Raw genomic sequence first — 17,008 nt, 5'->3', positions numbered from 1 at the left:
GTGTGCTGCTCCTCAGGCCCGGTCCGCCACGCGCTCGCCGAGCAGACCCGAAGGCCGCAGCGTGAGCATCACGATCAGCACGATGAAAGCGAAGATGTCGCTGTAGTTGCTGCCCAGCACGCCCCCCGTGAGGGTGCCGATGTAGCCGGAGCCGATGGCCTCGATGAGGCCCAGCAGAATGCCGCCGACCACTGCGCCGGCCAGGTTGCCGATGCCGCCGAACACGGCCGCCGTGAAGGCCTTCAGGCCGGGCAGGAAGCCCATCGCGTGTTGCGCGATGCCGTAGTTGGAGGCGTACATCACGCCGGCGATGGCCGCGAGCACGGCGCCGATGATGAAGGTGGCCGAGATGACCATGTCGGGCCGGATGCCCATGAGCGCCGCGACGCGCGGGTTCTCGGCGGTGGCGCGCATCGCGCGGCCGAGCTTGGTGTAATTGACCAGCCACATCAGCACCACGAGCGAGAACGCCGTGACGCTGAGGATCATCACCTGCGTGGGCGAGATCACTGCGCCGCCCACGTGGATGGGGTCGGTCGGCAGCAGGTTGGGGTACGCCTTGTTGGTCGGCTTCCAGATGATCATGGCCAGCGTCTGCAGCAGGATCGACACGCCAATGGCGGTGATGAGCGGTGCGAGCTTGGGGCTGTTGCGCAGCGGCCGGTAGGCCACTTTTTCGATCACGAAGTTGAGGCTTGCCGCGACGACGCAGGCAATGATCAGCGCGACGAGAAGAATCAGCCAGCCCGGTGTGTTGGGCATGCCGTCCTTCATGAGCCCGATGATGGTCCAGCTTGTGAGCGCCCCCACCATCAGCACTTCACCGTGCGCAAAATTGATCAGATTGATGATGCCGTACACCATGGTGTAGCCCAAGGCTATCAAGGCATACATGCTGCCGAGAACCAGACCGTTGATGATCTGCTGCAGCAATATTTCCATAACGCGATTCCCTATGTGTTGCACCTTGCGGGTGCCATTCACCTACCGAGGCACCGGTTTGGCGCCTCTGGCTTGACAAGCAAAAAACCAGCCAACATGTGCCGTCGGTAGGTTTGGTGGGCGGGATTTTAGACATGCCCCGGCGCTGTTTTGGGGCGGGATGACCGGGGTTTACCCGCTCACCTCATGCTGTATGTGGGAGAGGTCATGCGCGGCGTGAGCGCATGTTGCAAGACGGTATCAATCGTCTCGTTCAGCGTTGCGACGGCGCAGTTCGCGCAGCTTTTCTGCGATACGGATTTCGAGTCCACGTTCGACCGGCTCGTAGAAAACCTGGCCTTCCAGGCCCTCGGGCAGGTAGCGCTCGCCGGCGGCGAAACCGCCCTCCTCGTCGTGCGCGTAGCGGTAGCCCTTGCCGTAGTCGAGCTCTTTCATGAGCTTGGTGGGCGCATTGCGCAGATGCATCGGTACCGGGCGCGTGCTGTCTTTCTTCACCAGCGCGCGCACCGCGTTGTAGGCCTTGTAGACCGCGTTCGACTTGGGCGCGATGGCCAGGTAGACCACGCATTCGGCCAGTGCCAGCTCGCCTTCGGGCGTGCCCAGCCGCTCGTAGACCTCGGCCGCGTCAAGCGCCAGGCGCAGCGCGCGCGGGTCGGCCAGGCCGATGTCTTCGCTGGCCATGCGCACGAGGCGGCGCGCCATGTAGCGCGGATCGGCGCCGCCGTCGAGCATGCGCACGAACCAATACAGGGCAGCGTCGGGGTCGCTGCCTCGCACCGATTTGTGCAGCGCGCTGATGGTGTCGTAGAACTGCTCGCCGCCCTTGTCGTAGCGGCGCATGCGCTCGCCGAGCACGCGCAGCAGCCACTCGTCGGTGATGTTCGTGAGCTTTTCGGCGCCGGCCGCGACGGCCAGCGTCTCGAGCGTGTTGAGCAGGCGGCGCGCGTCGCCGTCCGCGTAGGCCACCAGGCGGTCGATGGCCGCCTCGTCGATGGCCGGAACCGCCTGGATCGATTGCGCCTTGGCAACGATCAGCTTCAGGTCGCCTTCGTTAAGCGACTGCAGCACATACACCGCCGCCCGCGAGAGCAAGGCCGAATTGACTTCGAACGACGGGTTCTCGGTGGTCGCGCCGATGAAGGTGAACAGGCCCGACTCGACGTGCGGCAAAAACGCGTCCTGCTGGCTCTTGTTGAAGCGGTGCACCTCGTCCACGAAGACGATCGTGCGCTGCTGCGTGAGCCCGTCGCGTGCCAACGTGGCCTGCTCGACCGCCTCGCGGATGTCCTTCACGCCGCCCAGCACCGCGCTGATGCTCAGGAACTGCGCATCGAAAGCGTCGGCCATGAGCCGCGCGATGGTGGTCTTGCCGGTGCCCGGCGGGCCCCAGAGGATGCAGGAGTGCGGCTGGCCCGACTCGAAGGCGATGCGCAGCGACATGCCCGGACCGAGCAGGTGCTGCTGGCCGATCACTTCGCCGAGCGTCTTGGGACGCAGGCGCTCGGCGAGGGGCTGGTGGGAGCGCGTGGCCAAACCGGAGATGCCGTCTTGCTGAGGGGATTACTGCTTGAGCACGTCGGCACCCGCAGGCGCCTTGAACTCGAAGGTGCTGGCGGGCAACGCCGGGTTCACCTCGACCTTGCTGAACTTGAGCATCGAGCGCTGGCCGAAGCTGTCCAGGATCTCGAGGGCCGCGAGTGCGTCGCCCTGGAAGCCGACCATCACGTTCTGCAGCTGGCCGTCCTTGTTCTTCGGCGTGGCCTTGACCCACTGCAGGCCATCACGCTCCGGTGCGGCTTCCAGCGCGAAATCGGCCTGCAGGGCGCGCAGGTCGGCCGCGGAAGCAATCAGCGCCGCGGGCGTCGAGCCCAGCGCCTGCGCCTGGGTGCGCTGCGTGACCTGGTTCAGGTCGGCGTCGTAGAGCCAGAGCGTCTTGCCGTCGGCGACGATGCTCTGCGCAAAGGGCTTGCGATAGTCGAACTTGAATTTGCCGGGGCGATGGAATTCGAAGGTGCCGGTCGACGTCTTCACGCGGCCCGGCTGGCCCTCGCGCGGCGGGGCCGTCACGGTCTGGGTGAACTCGGCGCGCCCAGACTTGACGGTCTTCACGAAGGCTTCGAGGCTTTCGAGCCCGTCGGCCCAGGCACTGCCGGCCACCGTACAGAACAGGCCGGCCAACAGCCAGAGGCGGGTTTTCTTCATGGGAGGTTCCTCGGAAAAACGTTGCTGCGATGTCCATCGACACTACCCGCAGCAGATGCCGGCATCTGTAGGCTTTGATGAAGATTTGCAGCGGTACCGGTGCGCGTTTGCAACTTGCCTCTCAGCACGTAACCGGCCCTGCAGCGGTGGCGATGGTGGTCGTCGGTGGCGCGCTTGCGGCTCACTCCGCCTGGCGCGCGGGCACGAGGATTTCGCGCTGGCCGCTGCCGCTCATGGCGCTCACGAGCCCGGCTTTTTCCATGTCTTCGACGAGGCGCGCGGCGCGGTTGTAGCCGATCTTCAGGTGGCGCTGCACCAGCGAGATGCTGGCCTTGCGGTTCTTGAGCACGACCTCGACCGCCTGGTCGTACATCGGATCTTTTTCGGCATCGCCGCCGCCGCCGAGCAGGTCGCCGTCACCGTCGCCATCGACCGTGCCGCCTTCGAGCACGCCTTCGATGTAGTCGGGCTCGCCCTGGCTCTTGAGGTAGGCCACCACGCGGTGGACTTCCTCGTCGCTCACGAAGGCACCATGCACGCGGATCGGCAGGCCGCTGCCGCTGGCCATGTAGAGCATGTCGCCCATGCCCAGCAGCGCCTCGGCGCCCATCTGGTCGAGGATGGTTCGGCTGTCGATCTTGGAGCCCACCGAGAACGCGATGCGCGTGGGGATGTTGGCCTTGATGAGGCCGGTGATCACGTCGACGCTGGGCCGCTGCGTGGCCAGGATCAGGTGGATGCCGGCGGCGCGCGCCTTCTGCGCGAGGCGAGCAATCAGCTCTTCGATCTTCTTGCCGACCACCATCATCAGGTCGGCCAGCTCGTCGATGATGACGACGATGTGCGGCTCGCGGCGCAGCGGTTCCGGATCGTCGGGCGTGAGGCTGAAGGGGTTGTAGATGAACTCCTCGCGCGCCTTGGCTTCGTCGATCTTGGTGTTGTAGCCGGCCAGGTTGCGCACGCCGAGCTTGCTCATGAGCTTGTAGCGGCGTTCCATCTCGGCCACGCACCAGTTCAGGCCGTGCGCCGCCTGGCGCATGTCGGTGACCACGGGCGCCAGCAAATGCGGAATGCCTTCGTAGACCGACATTTCGAGCATCTTCGGGTCGATCATGAGCAGGCGAACGTCGCGTGCCTCGGCCTTGTAGAGCAGCGACAGAATCATCGCGTTGATACCGACCGACTTGCCCGAACCGGTGGTACCGGCCACCAGCACGTGCGGCATCTTCGCGAGGTCGGCCACCACGGGGTTGCCGATGATGTCCTTGCCGAGGCCCATCGTGAGCATCGACTTGCCTTCGTTGTAGACCTGCGAGCCCAGGATTTCGCTGAGCTTGATCGACTGTCGCTTGGCGTTCGGCAACTCGAGCGCCATGTAGTTCTTGCCCGGGATCGTTTCGACCACGCGGATCGACACCAGCGAAAGCGAACGCGCCAGGTCTTTGGCCAAACCGAGAATCTGCGAACCCTTGACGCCGGTGGCGGGCTCGATTTCGTAGCGCGTGATGACGGGGCCCGGCGAAGCGAGCACCACGCGCACCTCGACGCCGAAGTCTTTCAGTTTCTTCTCGATCATGCGCGAGGTCATCTCGAGCGTGTCGGAGGACACCGTTTCCTGGCGCACCAGCGCGGGGTCGAGCAGGTCGACCTGCGGCAGCTTGCTGTCGGGCAGTTCGTTGAAGAGCGGCTTCTGGCGCTCCTTGACGACGCGGTCGCTGCGGGGCACCTCGGTCATCGCAGGCTCGATCTGCACGGGCGGCGATGCGGGGCGGCGCCTGGGCGCGACTTCTTCCTCTTCGTCGTCGAAGCTCGGATCCAGCGCTTCGCCGAACGCGGTCTCCTTGCTGGGACGCATTTTCTTGGCGCGTGGCGCGGGCGCCAACTCTTCCTCGTCGCCGGCACGTTCGCGTGCGGCCTGCTTGCCCATGGCGATGTCGGCCGCCATTTCGCGCTTTTCACGGCGCGACTCGAACAGCGAGTAGGCACGGGCACCGATGCGCTCGGCAATCAGGCTCCACGAAAAGCGGAAGACCAGCGCCGAGCCGATCACGCCGCCCGCAATGGCGACCAGCGCCGAGCCCGTGAAGCCCAGCCAGCGCACGCTCGCCGGCCCCACGAGGTAGCCGAGGGCGCCGCCGCCCGAACCCGGCAGGTGGGATTCGAGCCGGTACAGGCGCGACCATTCGAGCACCGCGCTCGCGCACAGCAGCAGGACGAGGCCGAACCAGAAAGCGAGCCGGCTTCGGTTGAAGCGACCGCGCGGGGGCTGCTCGAGCGCCGGCGTCGGTTCACCGCCGCGCAGCCAGCCGGCCAGCGACGAGAGCCATGCGCGCAGGCCCGCCGCGAGGCACCACCAGACGGAATAGCCGGCAAGGAAATAGCTGCCGTCGGCCAGCCAGGCGCCGATGCGGCCGCCCCAGTTCTTGATTTCACCGCCCGTGCCCGAGGTCGACCAGGCGGCATCGGAGGGGGTGAAGCTCAGCATCGCCAGCAGCCAGAACAGGAGGGCTGCGAACCCGGCGATCAAGGTGATTTCGTGGGCGAAGCGCAGGGCGCGCAGGCGCACGGGTTGCCCTTCGGCAGCGGAAGAAGAAGAGGACGACGATTGAAGCGTATGAAGCGAATAGGTCATGAAAAGCACGGCGCCCGGCCCGAAAAAACGGAGGCCGGCCGCCCGAACACTACAACAAAAGGCCGTGGGCGCCGAAAGCGCCCGGCCTATGGGCTCAGGTCAGCGACAGAAGCCGGTCCTTGATGATCACCGAGCCGTCTTCCTGGGACTGCACGAAACCGCGCTCTTCCAGGTCCTTCATCACGCGGCTCACCATTTCGCGCGAGGCGCCGACCATCTTGGCCAGGTCCTGACGGGAGATCTTGTCGCGGACCTTGAGGTTGCCCAGGCCGTCCTGGCTGGCGAACTCGAGCAGCGCGCGGGCCACGCGGCCGTACACGTCCATCAGCGCCAGCGACTCGATCTTGCGGTCGGCGTGGCGCAAGCGCTGCACCAGGCCGCGCATGATGTTGTAGGCCATCGAGGAGTTCTCGGGCAGGCAGCGCGCGAAAGCGTCGCGGCCCAGCATGAGCACGTCGCACTGGATTTCGGTGCGCACGGTGGCCGAATGCGGCTCGTCGTCGATCAGGCTCATTTCGCCGAGATAGTCGCCGGGATGCAGCGTGGCCAGGATCACTTCGCGGCCGCGGCTGTCGGCGCTCGTGACGCGAGCCCGCCCGGTCAGGATGATGTACAGCGCATCGGATTTCTTGCCCTGCTCTACAACGACCTCGGCGCGTTTGAAGCGCTTCTTGATGATCGCATCCGCAATGCTTGCGGACTGCGAGGCCGTCAACGACGCGAACAATGGAACGCGCCGAAGCAATTCAAGGTTGGACAGCATCGACATTCGTATCAATCCCTGAAACAGCGCGCTGATGCGATCCTGATGCCGAGCCCATGGATTACTACAATCGCGCGCATTGAAAACACCGTGCACCCGGTGTTGAACCGGGCGGTGATACTCCCCACGTATCGCTACCACCCTGAAAATGTACACGCTGACGCAGCGTCTATCCTAGGTTTTCTACTCATGTCCGCACCCCAACACGCCAAGGTTCTCATTCTGGGCTCCGGCCCGGCCGGCTACACCGCCGCCGTCTACGCCGCACGCGCCAACCTCCAGCCTTTGCTCATCACGGGCATCGCGCAAGGCGGTCAACTCATGACCACCACCGAGGTCGACAACTGGCCGGCCGACGTGCATGGCGTGCAAGGCCCGGAGCTGATGCAGCGCTTTCTCGAGCACGCCGAACGCTTCAAGACGCAGATCGTGTTCGACCACATCAACAAGGTCGACCTGAGCAAGCGCCCGTTCACGCTCACGGGCGACAGCGGCACCTATACGTGCGATTCGCTGATCATTGCCACGGGCGCATCGGCCAAGTACCTGGGCCTGGATTCCGAAGAAAAGTTCATGGGCCGCGGCGTCTCCGCCTGCGCAACCTGCGACGGTTTCTTCTACCGTGAGCAAGAGGTCTGCGTGATCGGCGGCGGCAACACGGCCGTCGAAGAAGCGCTGTACCTCTCCAACATTGCGAACAAGGTGACGCTCGTGCATCGCCGCGACAAGTTCCGCGCCGAGCCCATCCTGATCGACAAGGTCATGGAAAAAGTGGCCGAAGGCAAGATCGAACTGAAGCTGCACAGCGAGCTCGACCAGGTGCTCGGCGACGACACGGGCGTGACGGGCGTTCGCATCAAGAACGCGCAGACCGGGACCACCGAAGACATCACGCTCAAGGGCTGCTTCATCGCGATCGGTCACCACCCGAACACCGACATCTTCCAGGGCCAGCTGGAAATGAAGGACAACTACATCGTGACCCGCTCGGGCCTGAAGGGTTTCGCGACGATGACCAGCGTGCCCGGCGTGTTCGCGGCCGGCGACGTGCAGGACAACATCTACCGCCAGGCCATCACGAGCGCCGGCACGGGCTGCATGGCCGCCCTCGACGCGCAGCGCTTCCTCGAGGAACACTGAGACCCTTCCCCGGGGGAGGGGTCACCGTCCTGCCGGGCCCGGTTTCCCGCTTCTGCGGCGCGGCCAGCCCTGCGGGCCCTGAAGGGGCTATAATCCGAGGCTTTGCCGAAATAGGGCCACCTCCCACCGGGAGTCTGGTTGCGGCAAATCCGGGGTACCGCCACCCGTTTCTGGCGAGGTCAAGCTGCAAAACACCCTGCAATCGCCCTGATTGCGCCGGTGCCAGCTGTTCAAGAAAGAGTGTCCACATGGCACGCGTATGCGACGTAACGGGCAAAGGCCCGATGGTCGGAAACAACGTTTCCCACGCCAACAACAAAACCAAGCGCCGGTTCCTGCCGAACCTGCAATACCGCCGTTTCTGGGTCGAGACCGAAAACCGCTGGGTTCGCCTGCGCGTTTCGAGCGCTGCACTGCGCCTGATCGACAAGAACGGTATCGATGCCGTGCTCGCAGACCTGCGTGCCCGCGGCCAAGCTTAAGGAGCTGAATCATGGCAACGAGCAAAGGCGGACGCGAAAAGATCAAGCTGGAATCCACCGCGGGTACCGGCCACTTCTACACGACGAGCAAGAACAAGAAGACGATGCCTGAAAAGATGTCGATCATGAAGTTCGACCCCAAGGCGCGCAAGCACGTCGAATACAAGGAAATCAAACTGAAGTAATTCAGCCTGCTCTCCCAAAAAACCCGCTGCTCACCCAGCGGGTTTTTTATTGCCCGTCGTTTTTTGCGAAAGCAGAAAAGGCGGGCGCAAAAAAGCCGACCCCAGGTCGGCTTCTTTGTTCCCTATGACCCGTCCTGATCTGGGTTGACACCTTTTCTGTCAAGAAAAGGCAAGTCAATGGAATCAGGCGTCAAACGCACACAGCGGGACTACACGCTGGCTTTTAAGCTGTCGGTGGTCGATCAGGTAGAAAAAGGCGAGCTCACGTACAAGCAGGCTCAGGCGCGCTACGGTATCCAGGGCCGCTCGACGGTGCTGGTGTGGCTGCGCAAGCATGGTCGCCAGAACTGGGGTTGGGCATCATCGGGACTGCCCATGCCAGTACCGATCAAGAAACCCTCATCTGCCCCCACGGCACCACTGACTCCCGAACAGAAGATCAAGGCCCTGGAAGTCCAGCTTCGCGAAGCCAACGAGAAGGCCCAACTGTTCGAGGCGGTGATCGATGTGCTGAAGAAGGACTACGGGGTGCGCATCGTAAAAAAGCCTTCGGGCAAGTCCTCTCGCAAAAGCTCCTCCCGGGGCTGAGCGTGACGAGGGCTTGCCGCCATTGGGGCGTCAGCCGCCAGGCCTACTACCAGCAGTTGCAGCATCAGCAGCAGCGCTGTGCGCGCGCCGACACCGTGATCGAGCTCGTTCAAGAGGTGCGCCTGCGCCAGCCCCGGTTGGGCGCACGCAAGTTGCACCATCTGCTGGCGCAACCGTTGCAGCAGGCCGGTGCGAGCCTGGGGCGCGATGCGCTGCTGGACGTGCTGCGCGAGGCCCGCATGCTGGTGGCGCCCCGGCGGGCGTATCACAAGACCACCGACAGCCATCATCGCTTCCGACGCCATCCCAACCTGCTCAAGGAAGGGCCGCATCAGGTGCGAGCCACTGCCAGCGAGCAGGTGTGGGTGGCAGACATCACGTACCTGCCCACTGACAAGGGGTTCGTCTATCTCAGCCTGGTGACGGACGCGTGGTCGCGCAAGATCGTCGGCCATCACGTCCATGACAGCCTGCACACCAAGCAGGTCAGCCAAGCATTCAAGGAAGCGCTCAAGGGCCGGCAGACGCGGCAGATGCTGGTGCATCACTCCGACAGAGGCATCCAGTACTGCTCGAACGACTATCAGGAGATTCACAGGCGCCATGGCATCACCTGCTCGATGACCGACGGCTACGACTGCTACCAGAACGCGCTGGCCGAGCGCGTCAACGGAATCCTGAAGATGGAGTTCCTGCTGCATCGGCCCGCAGATCTGGCGCAGGCCGCCCGGATGGTCCGTCAGGCCGTGCAGATCTACAACCAGGAAAGACCGCACCTGTCCCTAGAATTGAAAACGCCCGATGAGGTTCATCGGGCGTCTATTGCCGGATTCAACATCCCGGCTATGTGTTCCTTATAGGTGTCAACCTATCGCAGGACGGGTCACTATTGAGCAAGAGCAACAGCGCGCGAGGCGCTGGCACTCTTTTCTAGGTCAGGCGCGTGCAGCGCGCAGGCGGGTCGAGAACTCGCGCAAGCCGGCGATGCCGCTGGCTTCCGCACGGTGGCACCAGGCCGCCAGATCGGCTGCCAGCTGCTCGCGCGATTGCGAGGTGTTCAGCCAGAGCTGACGCAGCTCTTCGCGCATCGTGACCATCTTGTCGAGCACCGGGTGCGCGGCACGGGCCTGCACCAGATGGGTGCGGGCCGAGGCGGGCACCTTGTCGTCGTCGCGATGCAGCCAGCGCTTGGCCGCCTTGAGCACCGACAGGTCGGCGCCCTTGGCCTTGAGCACTTCGATTTCCTCGCTGGTCGCACGGCGCATTTCGCGGGCGTAGCCGGCCATCACTTCGTAGCGGTTGGCAATGACGGCCTCGAGCGTCTTCTCGTTGGCCACAGGCTGGACGTCGCCCATCAGCATCTTCGGCGGCACCTTCTTGACCTTGGCCCAGCCCAGCTTCTGGAACACCTGGATGTAGACCCAGCCGATGTCGAACTCGTACTTCTTGACCGAGAACTTGGCCGAAGTCGGGTAGGTGTGGTGGTTGTTGTGCAGCTCTTCGCCGCCGATGATCAGGCCCCAGGGCATGATGTTGCGGCTGGCGTCGGCCGCCTCGAAATTGCGGTAGCCCCAGTAGTGGCCGATGCCGTTGATGATGCCGGCGGCGGTGATCGGGATCCAGAGCATCTGGACCGCCCACACGGTCAGGCCAAGCCCGCCGAACAGCGCCAGGTTGATCACCAGCATCAGGCCCACGCCTTGCCAGCTGTAGCGCGTGTACAGGTTGCGCTCGATCCAGTCATCGGGCGTGCCGTGACCGTAGCGCTCCATCGTTTCCTTGTTCTTCGATTCCTTGCGGTACAGCTCGGCGCCGCGCCAGAAGACTTCGTCGATGCCCTTGACCTGCGGGCTGTGCGGGTCGTCGGCGGTTTCGCACTTCGCGTGGTGCTTGCGGTGAATGGCAACCCATTCCTTCGTCACCATGCCGGTGCCGAGCCAGAGCCAGAAACGGAAGAAGTGCGAGGGGATTGGACCGAGGTCCATCGCCTTGTGCGTCTGCGTGCGGTGCAGAAAGATCGTCACCGCCGCGATGGTGATGTGCGTGGTGACGAGCGTGTACAGCACGACTTGCCACCAGGCAATGTCCCACAGGCCGTGTCCGAGCCATTGGATGACCGCGTTCAGAACGGCGGAGTCAGGAAGCATCATTGAGTCAGGTACTCCATGGCCACACGAAGGTGCAGCCTTCAGGTAAGTAACCCGCGATTTTAGGATGTCAGGACCAAAACGAGGCCTTTTGTCCTTTTGTCACACCGCAGATTTACCCTAGTTTGGAGCCCCGTCCCTATTTCCGGTTCCACACGGCGGCAAAAAAGCCGTCGGTGGCGTGGCGATGAGGCCACAGCCGCAGGTAGCGGCGGCCGTCTTCCCCACCCGCGCAGAGGGTCTCGGCGCCCTCCACCTTGAGGCTCTGGAGCAATTCCGCCGCGTCGATGGGCTCGAAATCGGGGTTCGCGGCGGCGAAGGCCTCGGCGATGGCCTCGTTTTCCTCCGGCAGCACGCTGCAGGTGGCGTACACCAGCCGGCCGCCCGACTTCACCAGCCGGGCCGCGCTTTGCAGGATGGCGGTCTGCTTGGCCGTCAGTTCGGCCACCGACTTGGCCGACTGGCGCCATTTGAGGTCGGGATTGCGGCGCAGCGTGCCGAGCCCCGAACAGGGCGCGTCGACCAGCACACGGTCGATCTTGCCGGCCAGGCGTTTGACCCGGTCGTCGCGCTCGTGGGCGATGGCGGCCGGGTGCACGTTCGACAACTTGCTGCGCGCCAGCCGCGGCTTGAGCGCGTCCAGGCGGTGGGCCGAGGTGTCGAAGGCGTAGAGCCGGCCGGTGTTGCGCATGGTCGCGCCGATGGCCAGGGTCTTGCCGCCGGCGCCGGCGCAGAAATCGACCACCATTTCGCCGCGCTTGGCGTCCAGCAGCAGCGCCAGCAGCTGCGAGCCTTCGTCCTGCACCTCGATGGCGCCGCGGACGAACGCGTCGAGCTTGGTCAGCGCGGGCTTGCCCTCGATGCGCAGCCCCCAGGGCGAGAACGGAGTTACTACCGATTTGATAGCAGCCTTCGCAAGCTCCGCCTTCACTTCGGCCCGCTTGTCGGTGAATGCATTGACGCGCAGATCAAGCGGTGCGGGTTGCTGCAGGCTCTCGACCATCGGCCAGAAGCCGTCGCCCAGCTGCGCCTTGAGCGGCGCGACCAGCCATTCAGGCAGGTTGTGGCGATGGCGTTCGAGCAGGTCGTCGGGTGTGACGGCGTCGCAGTTGTCGAGCCAGCGCTTCTCGGTGTCGTTGAGCGCGCTTTTCAGGAAGTCGCGCGGGCCGTGAAAGCCCAGGATCGCCATGCGGCGCTCCTTCGAACCGCTGCCCGAGGGCGACAGGTGATCGAACAGCAGCTTCTTGCGAAGCACGGTGTAGACGGTCTCGGCGAGCGTCGCGCGCTCGCGCGGGCCGAACTCGCGGTGGTCGCGGAAAAAGCGCGAAACGACCTGGTCGGCCGGGTGATCGAATTTCAGGACAAGGCCGACCAGATCGGCGGTGGCCTCCAACAGGGCTTTGGGATGCATAGCCCCGATTGTCTCAGCCGGCCGGCCTCGCGGCCGAAACGCCTCAGGCGCCGCGCACCCAGACGGTTCCGAAGGCCTGCCGCTCGATGTCTTCCAGCGTGGGCGAATGCCCCGCCCAGAGCACCAGTGCCGCCCCCGGCAGGGTCAGCGTCTGCTCGAGTTCGCGGCACAGGTGCCAGCGGTCCTCGTCGCCGAGCCCCGGCACCTCGACGAACACGATGTACGCCCGCCGCCATGCGAACTCGCGCAGGTTCTTGCGCACCACCCACAGCCGCGACACGGGCAGGCAGCGCACGATGTCGGCACGCAACTCACCCAGTTCATGGTCGTTCAGGTCGTGGCGCGAAATCTGGCTGAAAAACGGCGTGTCGGTGATCTCTTCCCAGGCGCGCGCCTCGGCCTCCTCCGCCTCCTTGAGCCGCGCGCGCCACAGCTTGAGTCCCTGCTCGTCGTGCGGCCCCGCCTCGGGATCTTCAAGCGAGGCGACGGCGTTCTTGGCCGCCCACCAGCGGCTGGCCACGCCCGACTGGTGCAGCCGCTCGAGCACCGCCAGGCGCTCGGCGCGCTCGCGCACGGGCAGCATCTGGGCCAGCCCGCGCAGGGCGCCCGGATGGTCCGGCGCGATCCGCAGTGCGCTTTCGTAGCGCGCGCGCACGGTCGCCGCCGGGTCGAGCCGGCGCTCGGCGTCGGCCCACTCGACCATCTCGTCGGGCGTGTTGCGCTCGCCGCGCCCCGCCAGCACGGCGATGCGCTCGCGGATGCGCGACCGGTGCGCGTGGTGCTGCTTCCAGTCGGCGGCGTGGGCACGGCGCCAGGCGTTGTCGAAATGGGAGATCCACTTGTGTTTGTCGGCCAGCATGTCGAGCGCGGGGCGTTGCGACCAGGCCGGCAGCGCCGCCTTCTGATTCAGCGCTTCCAGCCGGTCGCGCAGCACCGGGTGGGTGTCGTCCAGATCGCTGACGCGGCGCATCGCCTCGCGCAGCGCCTGGCGCGCGAACTCCTCGCTCGGCGGCGTGCGGGCACGCTGCCGCAAAGCGGCGAACGGGCCGGGCGGCAGCGGCTCGCGCTCGGCGCGCGCCCAGTGCCAGGGCCAGAACTCGCTGGCGTACCAGTTGCCCTTGATGGCCACTTCGGTGAGCGCGGCCGCGGCCACCGCGGTGCCGAGCAGCCGGCCCGAGATGCGGTCGGCCTCGTACTCGTCCTGGCGGGCCAGCGCGAAGGTCTTGGCGGCAAAGCGCGGAAAGTACCAGCGGAAGAAAGCCTGCGACACCAGCGCCATCACGCCCTCGTCGCGCTGCAGGCTGGCATCCAGGCGCAGCCACGACAGCCGCGTGCGGTAGATCCAGGCGCTCAGGCGGCCGTGGTTGCCACGCAGGTGCCCGTATTCGTGGGCCAGCACCGACAGCAGCCGCTGCCGGTCCAGCATCATCAGCAACGGCAGGCCGATGCTCAGCGAGTTGAGCGCGCCGCCGAACAGGCCGAAGCGCGGCACCTGGCTGATGCTGGCGTTGAAGTTGTCGTCCAGGTAGACGCGGTGCACCGGCGGCCCTTTGATGCGCTCGCGGATGCGGTCCAGCGCCTCGAACAACCCGGGCGCGTCGGCGCGTGTGAGCGGTTCGCCGTCGGGCTCGTCGAAATGCACCCAGAGCGCGCGCAGGGTCGCCCAGAACAGGCCCAGCGCGAACAGCAGCAGCCAGCCGCGGGTGAAGTTGAAGTGCCCCCCGGCCACCGACACGACCACCCAGGCCACAATGCCCACCGCCAGGCCGAGGCAGGCCAGCACCCAGAGGTAGCCGAGCGCGGCAAACGCCGCGACGCCACGCCGGTAGCGCGCACTGTCGTCCGCACTCGCGTGCTCGCTCAGGCGAACCAGGTGAACAAAATCCGCACGGTCCATCCGACTCCCGTCAAATACGTATCCGACAGTTGTTATTCGAAGAAAGAAGTGCCCCGTTGAACGACGAAGACCTCCCTCCCCTGATCGAAACGCCCCCCGGTCGCTACCGCCACTACAAGGGCGGCGAGTACGACGTGATCGGCACCGTCCGCCACAGCGAAACGCTGGAGCCGATGACGCTGTACCGCGCCCTCTACGGTGCCCGCGGCCTGTGGGTCCGGCCCGCCGCGATGTTCGAAGAAACCATCGAGATCGAGGGCCGGCCGCAACGCCGATTCACCCCGATCGACGCTCAGCCGCAGTGAACGTCCTTGACGCGGCCGCGCGCGTCCACGCTGAGGTTGAGCCGGCCGGCGTTGAGTTCCATCGTCACCGCCTGGTTGGGCTTGAGCACCCGCACCGTGCCGGCGCCGGCACGTGCGCGCGCGGCGGCTTCGAGCTGAGGCGTCACCTGCTGGCCCACGGCAAAGCGGGCGCCCTCGGCGTTGCACTGGAAGACAGGCTCGGCCGGCGCGGCAGGTGCAGCGGCAGCAGCGCTGCCCGGTGCCGGCGCGGGGGCCGGGGCGGCGCAAGCGGCCAGCAGGGCCGCGGTGGCCAACGTCAACAGTAGCGATTGGGTTTTCAAAGTTCTGTGCTCCCGAAAACCCGCGAATATAAACAACTTTAAGGTTTGTGACTCAATGTATCCAAAAGCCATCCAGCGATGGCGCGCGGATACAGCAGGTGCTCCTGGGACAGCACCCGGCCGGCCAGCGTGGCGGCCGTGTCGTCGGGCAGCACCGGCACCACGGCCTGCGCCAGGATCGGCCCATGGTCGAGCTCGGCCGTGACCTGGTGCACCGTCACCCCGGCCACCTTGCAACCCGCGTCGATGGCGCGCTGGTGCGTGTGCAGCCCCGGAAAAGCCGGCAGCAGCGACGGGTGGATGTTCACCAGCCGCCCCGCGTAGCGCGCCACGAAGCCCGGCGTCAGGATGCGCATGAAACCCGCCAGCACCACCAGCGCCGGCGCGTGGGCGTCGACCGCCTCGGCCAGCGCCGCGTCGAAGGCCTCGCGGCTGTCGAAGGCCTGATGCGGCACCACGGCGGTCGCGATGCCGTGCGACCGGGCCAGCGCCAGCCCGCCGGCCTCCGGCTTGTTGCTGATGACGGCGGCAATGCGTGCGCCGAAGCGCTCGGCCCAGCGGTCGCGCTCGGCGGCGCGCACGATGGCCGCCATGTTCGAGCCGCCGCCGGAGATCAGGATCACGATGTTCTTCATGGGAGGCCGGGATTATCCGTGCCCCGCCAACACCCCGATCAGCCTCCCGCCGCCCCACGCACCGGCATGCTTGTCGCGACGCGGACACCGGATCGCAGCACGACCGTGCTAAAACTCGCAATTCCGGAGACACCCCGCGTCTGCGGTGGACCGATCAACACAGCGAGGCACGCATGGATTTGAGCTTCACACCCGAAGAACAGAAGTTCCGCGAAGAAGTTCGCGCATGGGTCAAGGACAACCTCCCCCAGGAGATTTCGCACAAGGTGCACAACGCGCTCGAACTGACGCGCGACGATCTGCAAGGCTGGGCCAAGATTCTTGGCAAGAAGGGCTGGCTGGGCTACGGCTGGCCCAAGGAATTCGGCGGCCCCGGCTGGACCGCCGTGCAGCGCCACCTGTTCGAGGAAGAAACCGCCCTGGCCGGCGCGCCGCGCATCATCCCGTTCGGCCCTGTCATGGTGGCCCCGGTGATCATGGCCTTCGGCAACGCCGAGCAGCAAAAGCGCTTCCTGCCCGGCATCGCCAGCGGCGAAGTCTGGTGGAGCCAGGGCTACAGCGAACCCGGCTCGGGTTCCGACCTGGCCTCCGTCAAGACCAAGGCCGAGCGCAAGGGTGACAAGTACATCGTCAACGGCCAGAAGACCTGGACCACGCTCGGCCAGCACGGCGACTGGATGTTCAACCTCGTGCGCACCAGCAACGAAGGCAAGCCGCAAACGGGCATCAGCTTCCTGCTGCTGGACATGAAATCGCCCGGCGTCACCGTGCGCCCGATCAAGCTGATCGACGGCGGCGTCGAGGTGAACGAGGTGTTCTTCGACAACGTCGAAGTGCCCGCCGAAAACCTGATCGGCGAAGAGAACAAGGGCTGGACCTACGCCAAGCACCTGCTCTCGCACGAGCGCACCAACATCGCCGACGTGAACCGCGCCAAGCGCGAACTCGAGCGCCTGAAGCGCATCGCCAAGAGCGAAGGCGTGTACGACGACCTGCGCTTCCGCGACGAGATCGCCAAGCTCGAAGTCGACATCGTCGCCCTCGAGATGATGGTGCTGCGCGTGCTCTCGGCCGCCACCTCGGGCAAGAACTCGCTGGACGTGGCCGGCCTGCTCAAGATCCGCGGCAGCGAGATCCAGCAGCGCTACGCCGAGCTGATGATGCTGGCCGGCGGCCCGTACTCGCTGCCGCTGATCCGCGAAGCCATGGAAGCCGGCTGGCAGGGCAACTTCCCCGGCGGCAACCCGGCGCTGGCACCGCTGGCATCGACCTTCTTCAACATGCGCAAGACCACGATCTACGGCGGCTCGAACGAAGTGCAGCGCAACATCGTGGCGCAAACCGTCCTGGGCTGAGGAG

At 65.5% G+C, this 17,008-nt stretch carries 16 protein-coding genes; 6 read left to right on the top strand and 10 right to left on the bottom strand.

Going from position 1 to position 17,008, the window contains the following annotated elements; all coding sequences use genetic code 11:
• Positions 1-12 precede the first annotated feature (12 nt).
• From GFK26_RS13295 to GFK26_RS13275, 5 genes are all read right to left on the bottom strand, one after another.
• Positions 13-942, bottom strand: coding sequence for a branched-chain amino acid ABC transporter permease (locus GFK26_RS13295; protein ID WP_056572297.1), 930 nt, complete (start codon positions 940-942; stop codon positions 13-15).
• A 240-nt stretch (positions 943-1,182) separates the two neighbouring features.
• Positions 1,183-2,475 (bottom strand): replication-associated recombination protein A, encoded by a 1,293-nt coding sequence (locus tag GFK26_RS13290; protein WP_153282364.1) that lies wholly within the window; start codon positions 2,473-2,475, stop codon positions 1,183-1,185.
• 27 nt (positions 2,476-2,502) lie between these two features.
• A complete protein-coding gene (gene lolA / locus GFK26_RS13285; protein WP_099795444.1) occupies positions 2,503-3,144 on the bottom strand; it encodes an outer membrane lipoprotein chaperone LolA in 642 nt (213 codons plus the stop codon).
• A gap of 181 nt (positions 3,145-3,325) precedes the next feature.
• A complete protein-coding gene (locus GFK26_RS13280) occupies positions 3,326-5,776 on the bottom strand; it encodes a DNA translocase FtsK (RefSeq protein ID WP_153282363.1) in 2,451 nt (816 codons plus the stop codon).
• 94 nt (positions 5,777-5,870) lie between these two features.
• On the bottom strand, positions 5,871-6,545 hold the full coding sequence (locus GFK26_RS13275) for a Crp/Fnr family transcriptional regulator (RefSeq protein WP_153282362.1): 675 nt from the start codon (positions 6,543-6,545) through the stop codon (positions 5,871-5,873).
• A 183-nt stretch (positions 6,546-6,728) separates the two neighbouring features.
• Here GFK26_RS13275 and trxB point away from each other — a divergent pair, with 183 nt between their 5' ends.
• The 4 genes from trxB to GFK26_RS13255 all read left to right on the top strand — a co-directional run bounded on the left by trxB (position 6,729) and on the right by GFK26_RS13255 (position 9,794).
• Positions 6,729-7,679 carry a thioredoxin-disulfide reductase gene (gene trxB, locus GFK26_RS13270; protein WP_153282361.1) on the top strand — a complete coding sequence of 317 codons (951 nt, stop codon included), beginning with the start codon at positions 6,729-6,731 and terminating at the stop codon, positions 7,677-7,679.
• Between the two features lie 248 nt (positions 7,680-7,927).
• Positions 7,928-8,161 carry a 50S ribosomal protein L28 gene (rpmB, locus tag GFK26_RS13265; RefSeq protein WP_007830293.1) on the top strand — a complete coding sequence of 78 codons (234 nt, stop codon included), beginning with the start codon at positions 7,928-7,930 and terminating at the stop codon, positions 8,159-8,161.
• Positions 8,162-8,172: 11 nt separating this feature from the next.
• Positions 8,173-8,346: a 50S ribosomal protein L33 gene (gene rpmG, locus GFK26_RS13260; RefSeq protein WP_007830291.1), complete on the top strand. Its 174-nt coding sequence runs from the start codon at positions 8,173-8,175 to the stop codon at positions 8,344-8,346.
• A gap of 177 nt (positions 8,347-8,523) precedes the next feature.
• Positions 8,524-9,794 (top strand): IS3 family transposase gene (locus GFK26_RS13255; RefSeq protein ID WP_416222554.1). Its coding sequence is split into 2 segments (ribosomal slippage): positions 8,524-8,884 and positions 8,884-9,794, totalling 1,272 coding nucleotides; the frame shifts between segments, so codons are not numbered across the junction.
• Positions 9,795-9,869: 75 nt separating this feature from the next.
• Here the strand turns inward: GFK26_RS13255 and GFK26_RS13250 are convergent.
• The 3 genes from GFK26_RS13250 to GFK26_RS13240 form a co-directional block, all read right to left on the bottom strand.
• Complete coding sequence (locus GFK26_RS13250) at positions 9,870-11,084, bottom strand: fatty acid desaturase (protein WP_153282360.1); 1,215 nt, start codon at positions 11,082-11,084, stop codon at positions 9,870-9,872.
• Between the two features lie 136 nt (positions 11,085-11,220).
• A complete protein-coding gene (locus GFK26_RS13245) occupies positions 11,221-12,492 on the bottom strand; it encodes an RsmB/NOP family class I SAM-dependent RNA methyltransferase (RefSeq protein ID WP_153282359.1) in 1,272 nt (423 codons plus the stop codon).
• A 43-nt stretch (positions 12,493-12,535) separates the two neighbouring features.
• The gene (locus GFK26_RS13240; protein WP_153282358.1) at positions 12,536-14,389 is read right to left on the bottom strand and encodes a M48 family metalloprotease; all 1,854 of its coding nucleotides are present in this window, start codon (positions 14,387-14,389) and stop codon (positions 12,536-12,538) included.
• A 56-nt stretch (positions 14,390-14,445) separates the two neighbouring features.
• Between GFK26_RS13240 and GFK26_RS13235 the strand changes: the two genes are divergently transcribed.
• Complete coding sequence (locus GFK26_RS13235) at positions 14,446-14,694, top strand: DUF1653 domain-containing protein (protein WP_101493167.1); 249 nt, start codon at positions 14,446-14,448, stop codon at positions 14,692-14,694.
• Here the strand turns inward: GFK26_RS13235 and GFK26_RS13230 are convergent.
• Positions 14,682-14,993, bottom strand: coding sequence for an I78 family peptidase inhibitor (locus GFK26_RS13230; protein WP_416222553.1), 312 nt, complete (start codon positions 14,991-14,993; stop codon positions 14,682-14,684). The two genes, GFK26_RS13235 and GFK26_RS13230, sit on opposite strands and share 13 nt — an antisense overlap.
• 59 nt (positions 14,994-15,052) lie before the next feature.
• Positions 15,053-15,649: a phosphoribosylglycinamide formyltransferase gene (gene purN / locus GFK26_RS13225; protein ID WP_153282356.1), complete on the bottom strand. Its 597-nt coding sequence runs from the start codon at positions 15,647-15,649 to the stop codon at positions 15,053-15,055.
• Between the two features lie 173 nt (positions 15,650-15,822).
• On the opposite strand from purN, the gene GFK26_RS13220 reads away from it, so the two are divergent.
• Positions 15,823-17,004: an acyl-CoA dehydrogenase family protein gene (locus GFK26_RS13220; RefSeq protein ID WP_062482930.1), complete on the top strand. Its 1,182-nt coding sequence runs from the start codon at positions 15,823-15,825 to the stop codon at positions 17,002-17,004.
• Positions 17,005-17,008: the final 4 nt, after the last annotated feature.

This window comes from Variovorax paradoxus, from assembly GCF_009498455.1.
In the GTDB taxonomy this organism is placed as follows: Bacteria; Pseudomonadota; Gammaproteobacteria; order Burkholderiales; family Burkholderiaceae_C; genus Variovorax; species Variovorax paradoxus_H.
This window is presented reverse-complemented; position numbering and strand designations above follow the sequence as displayed.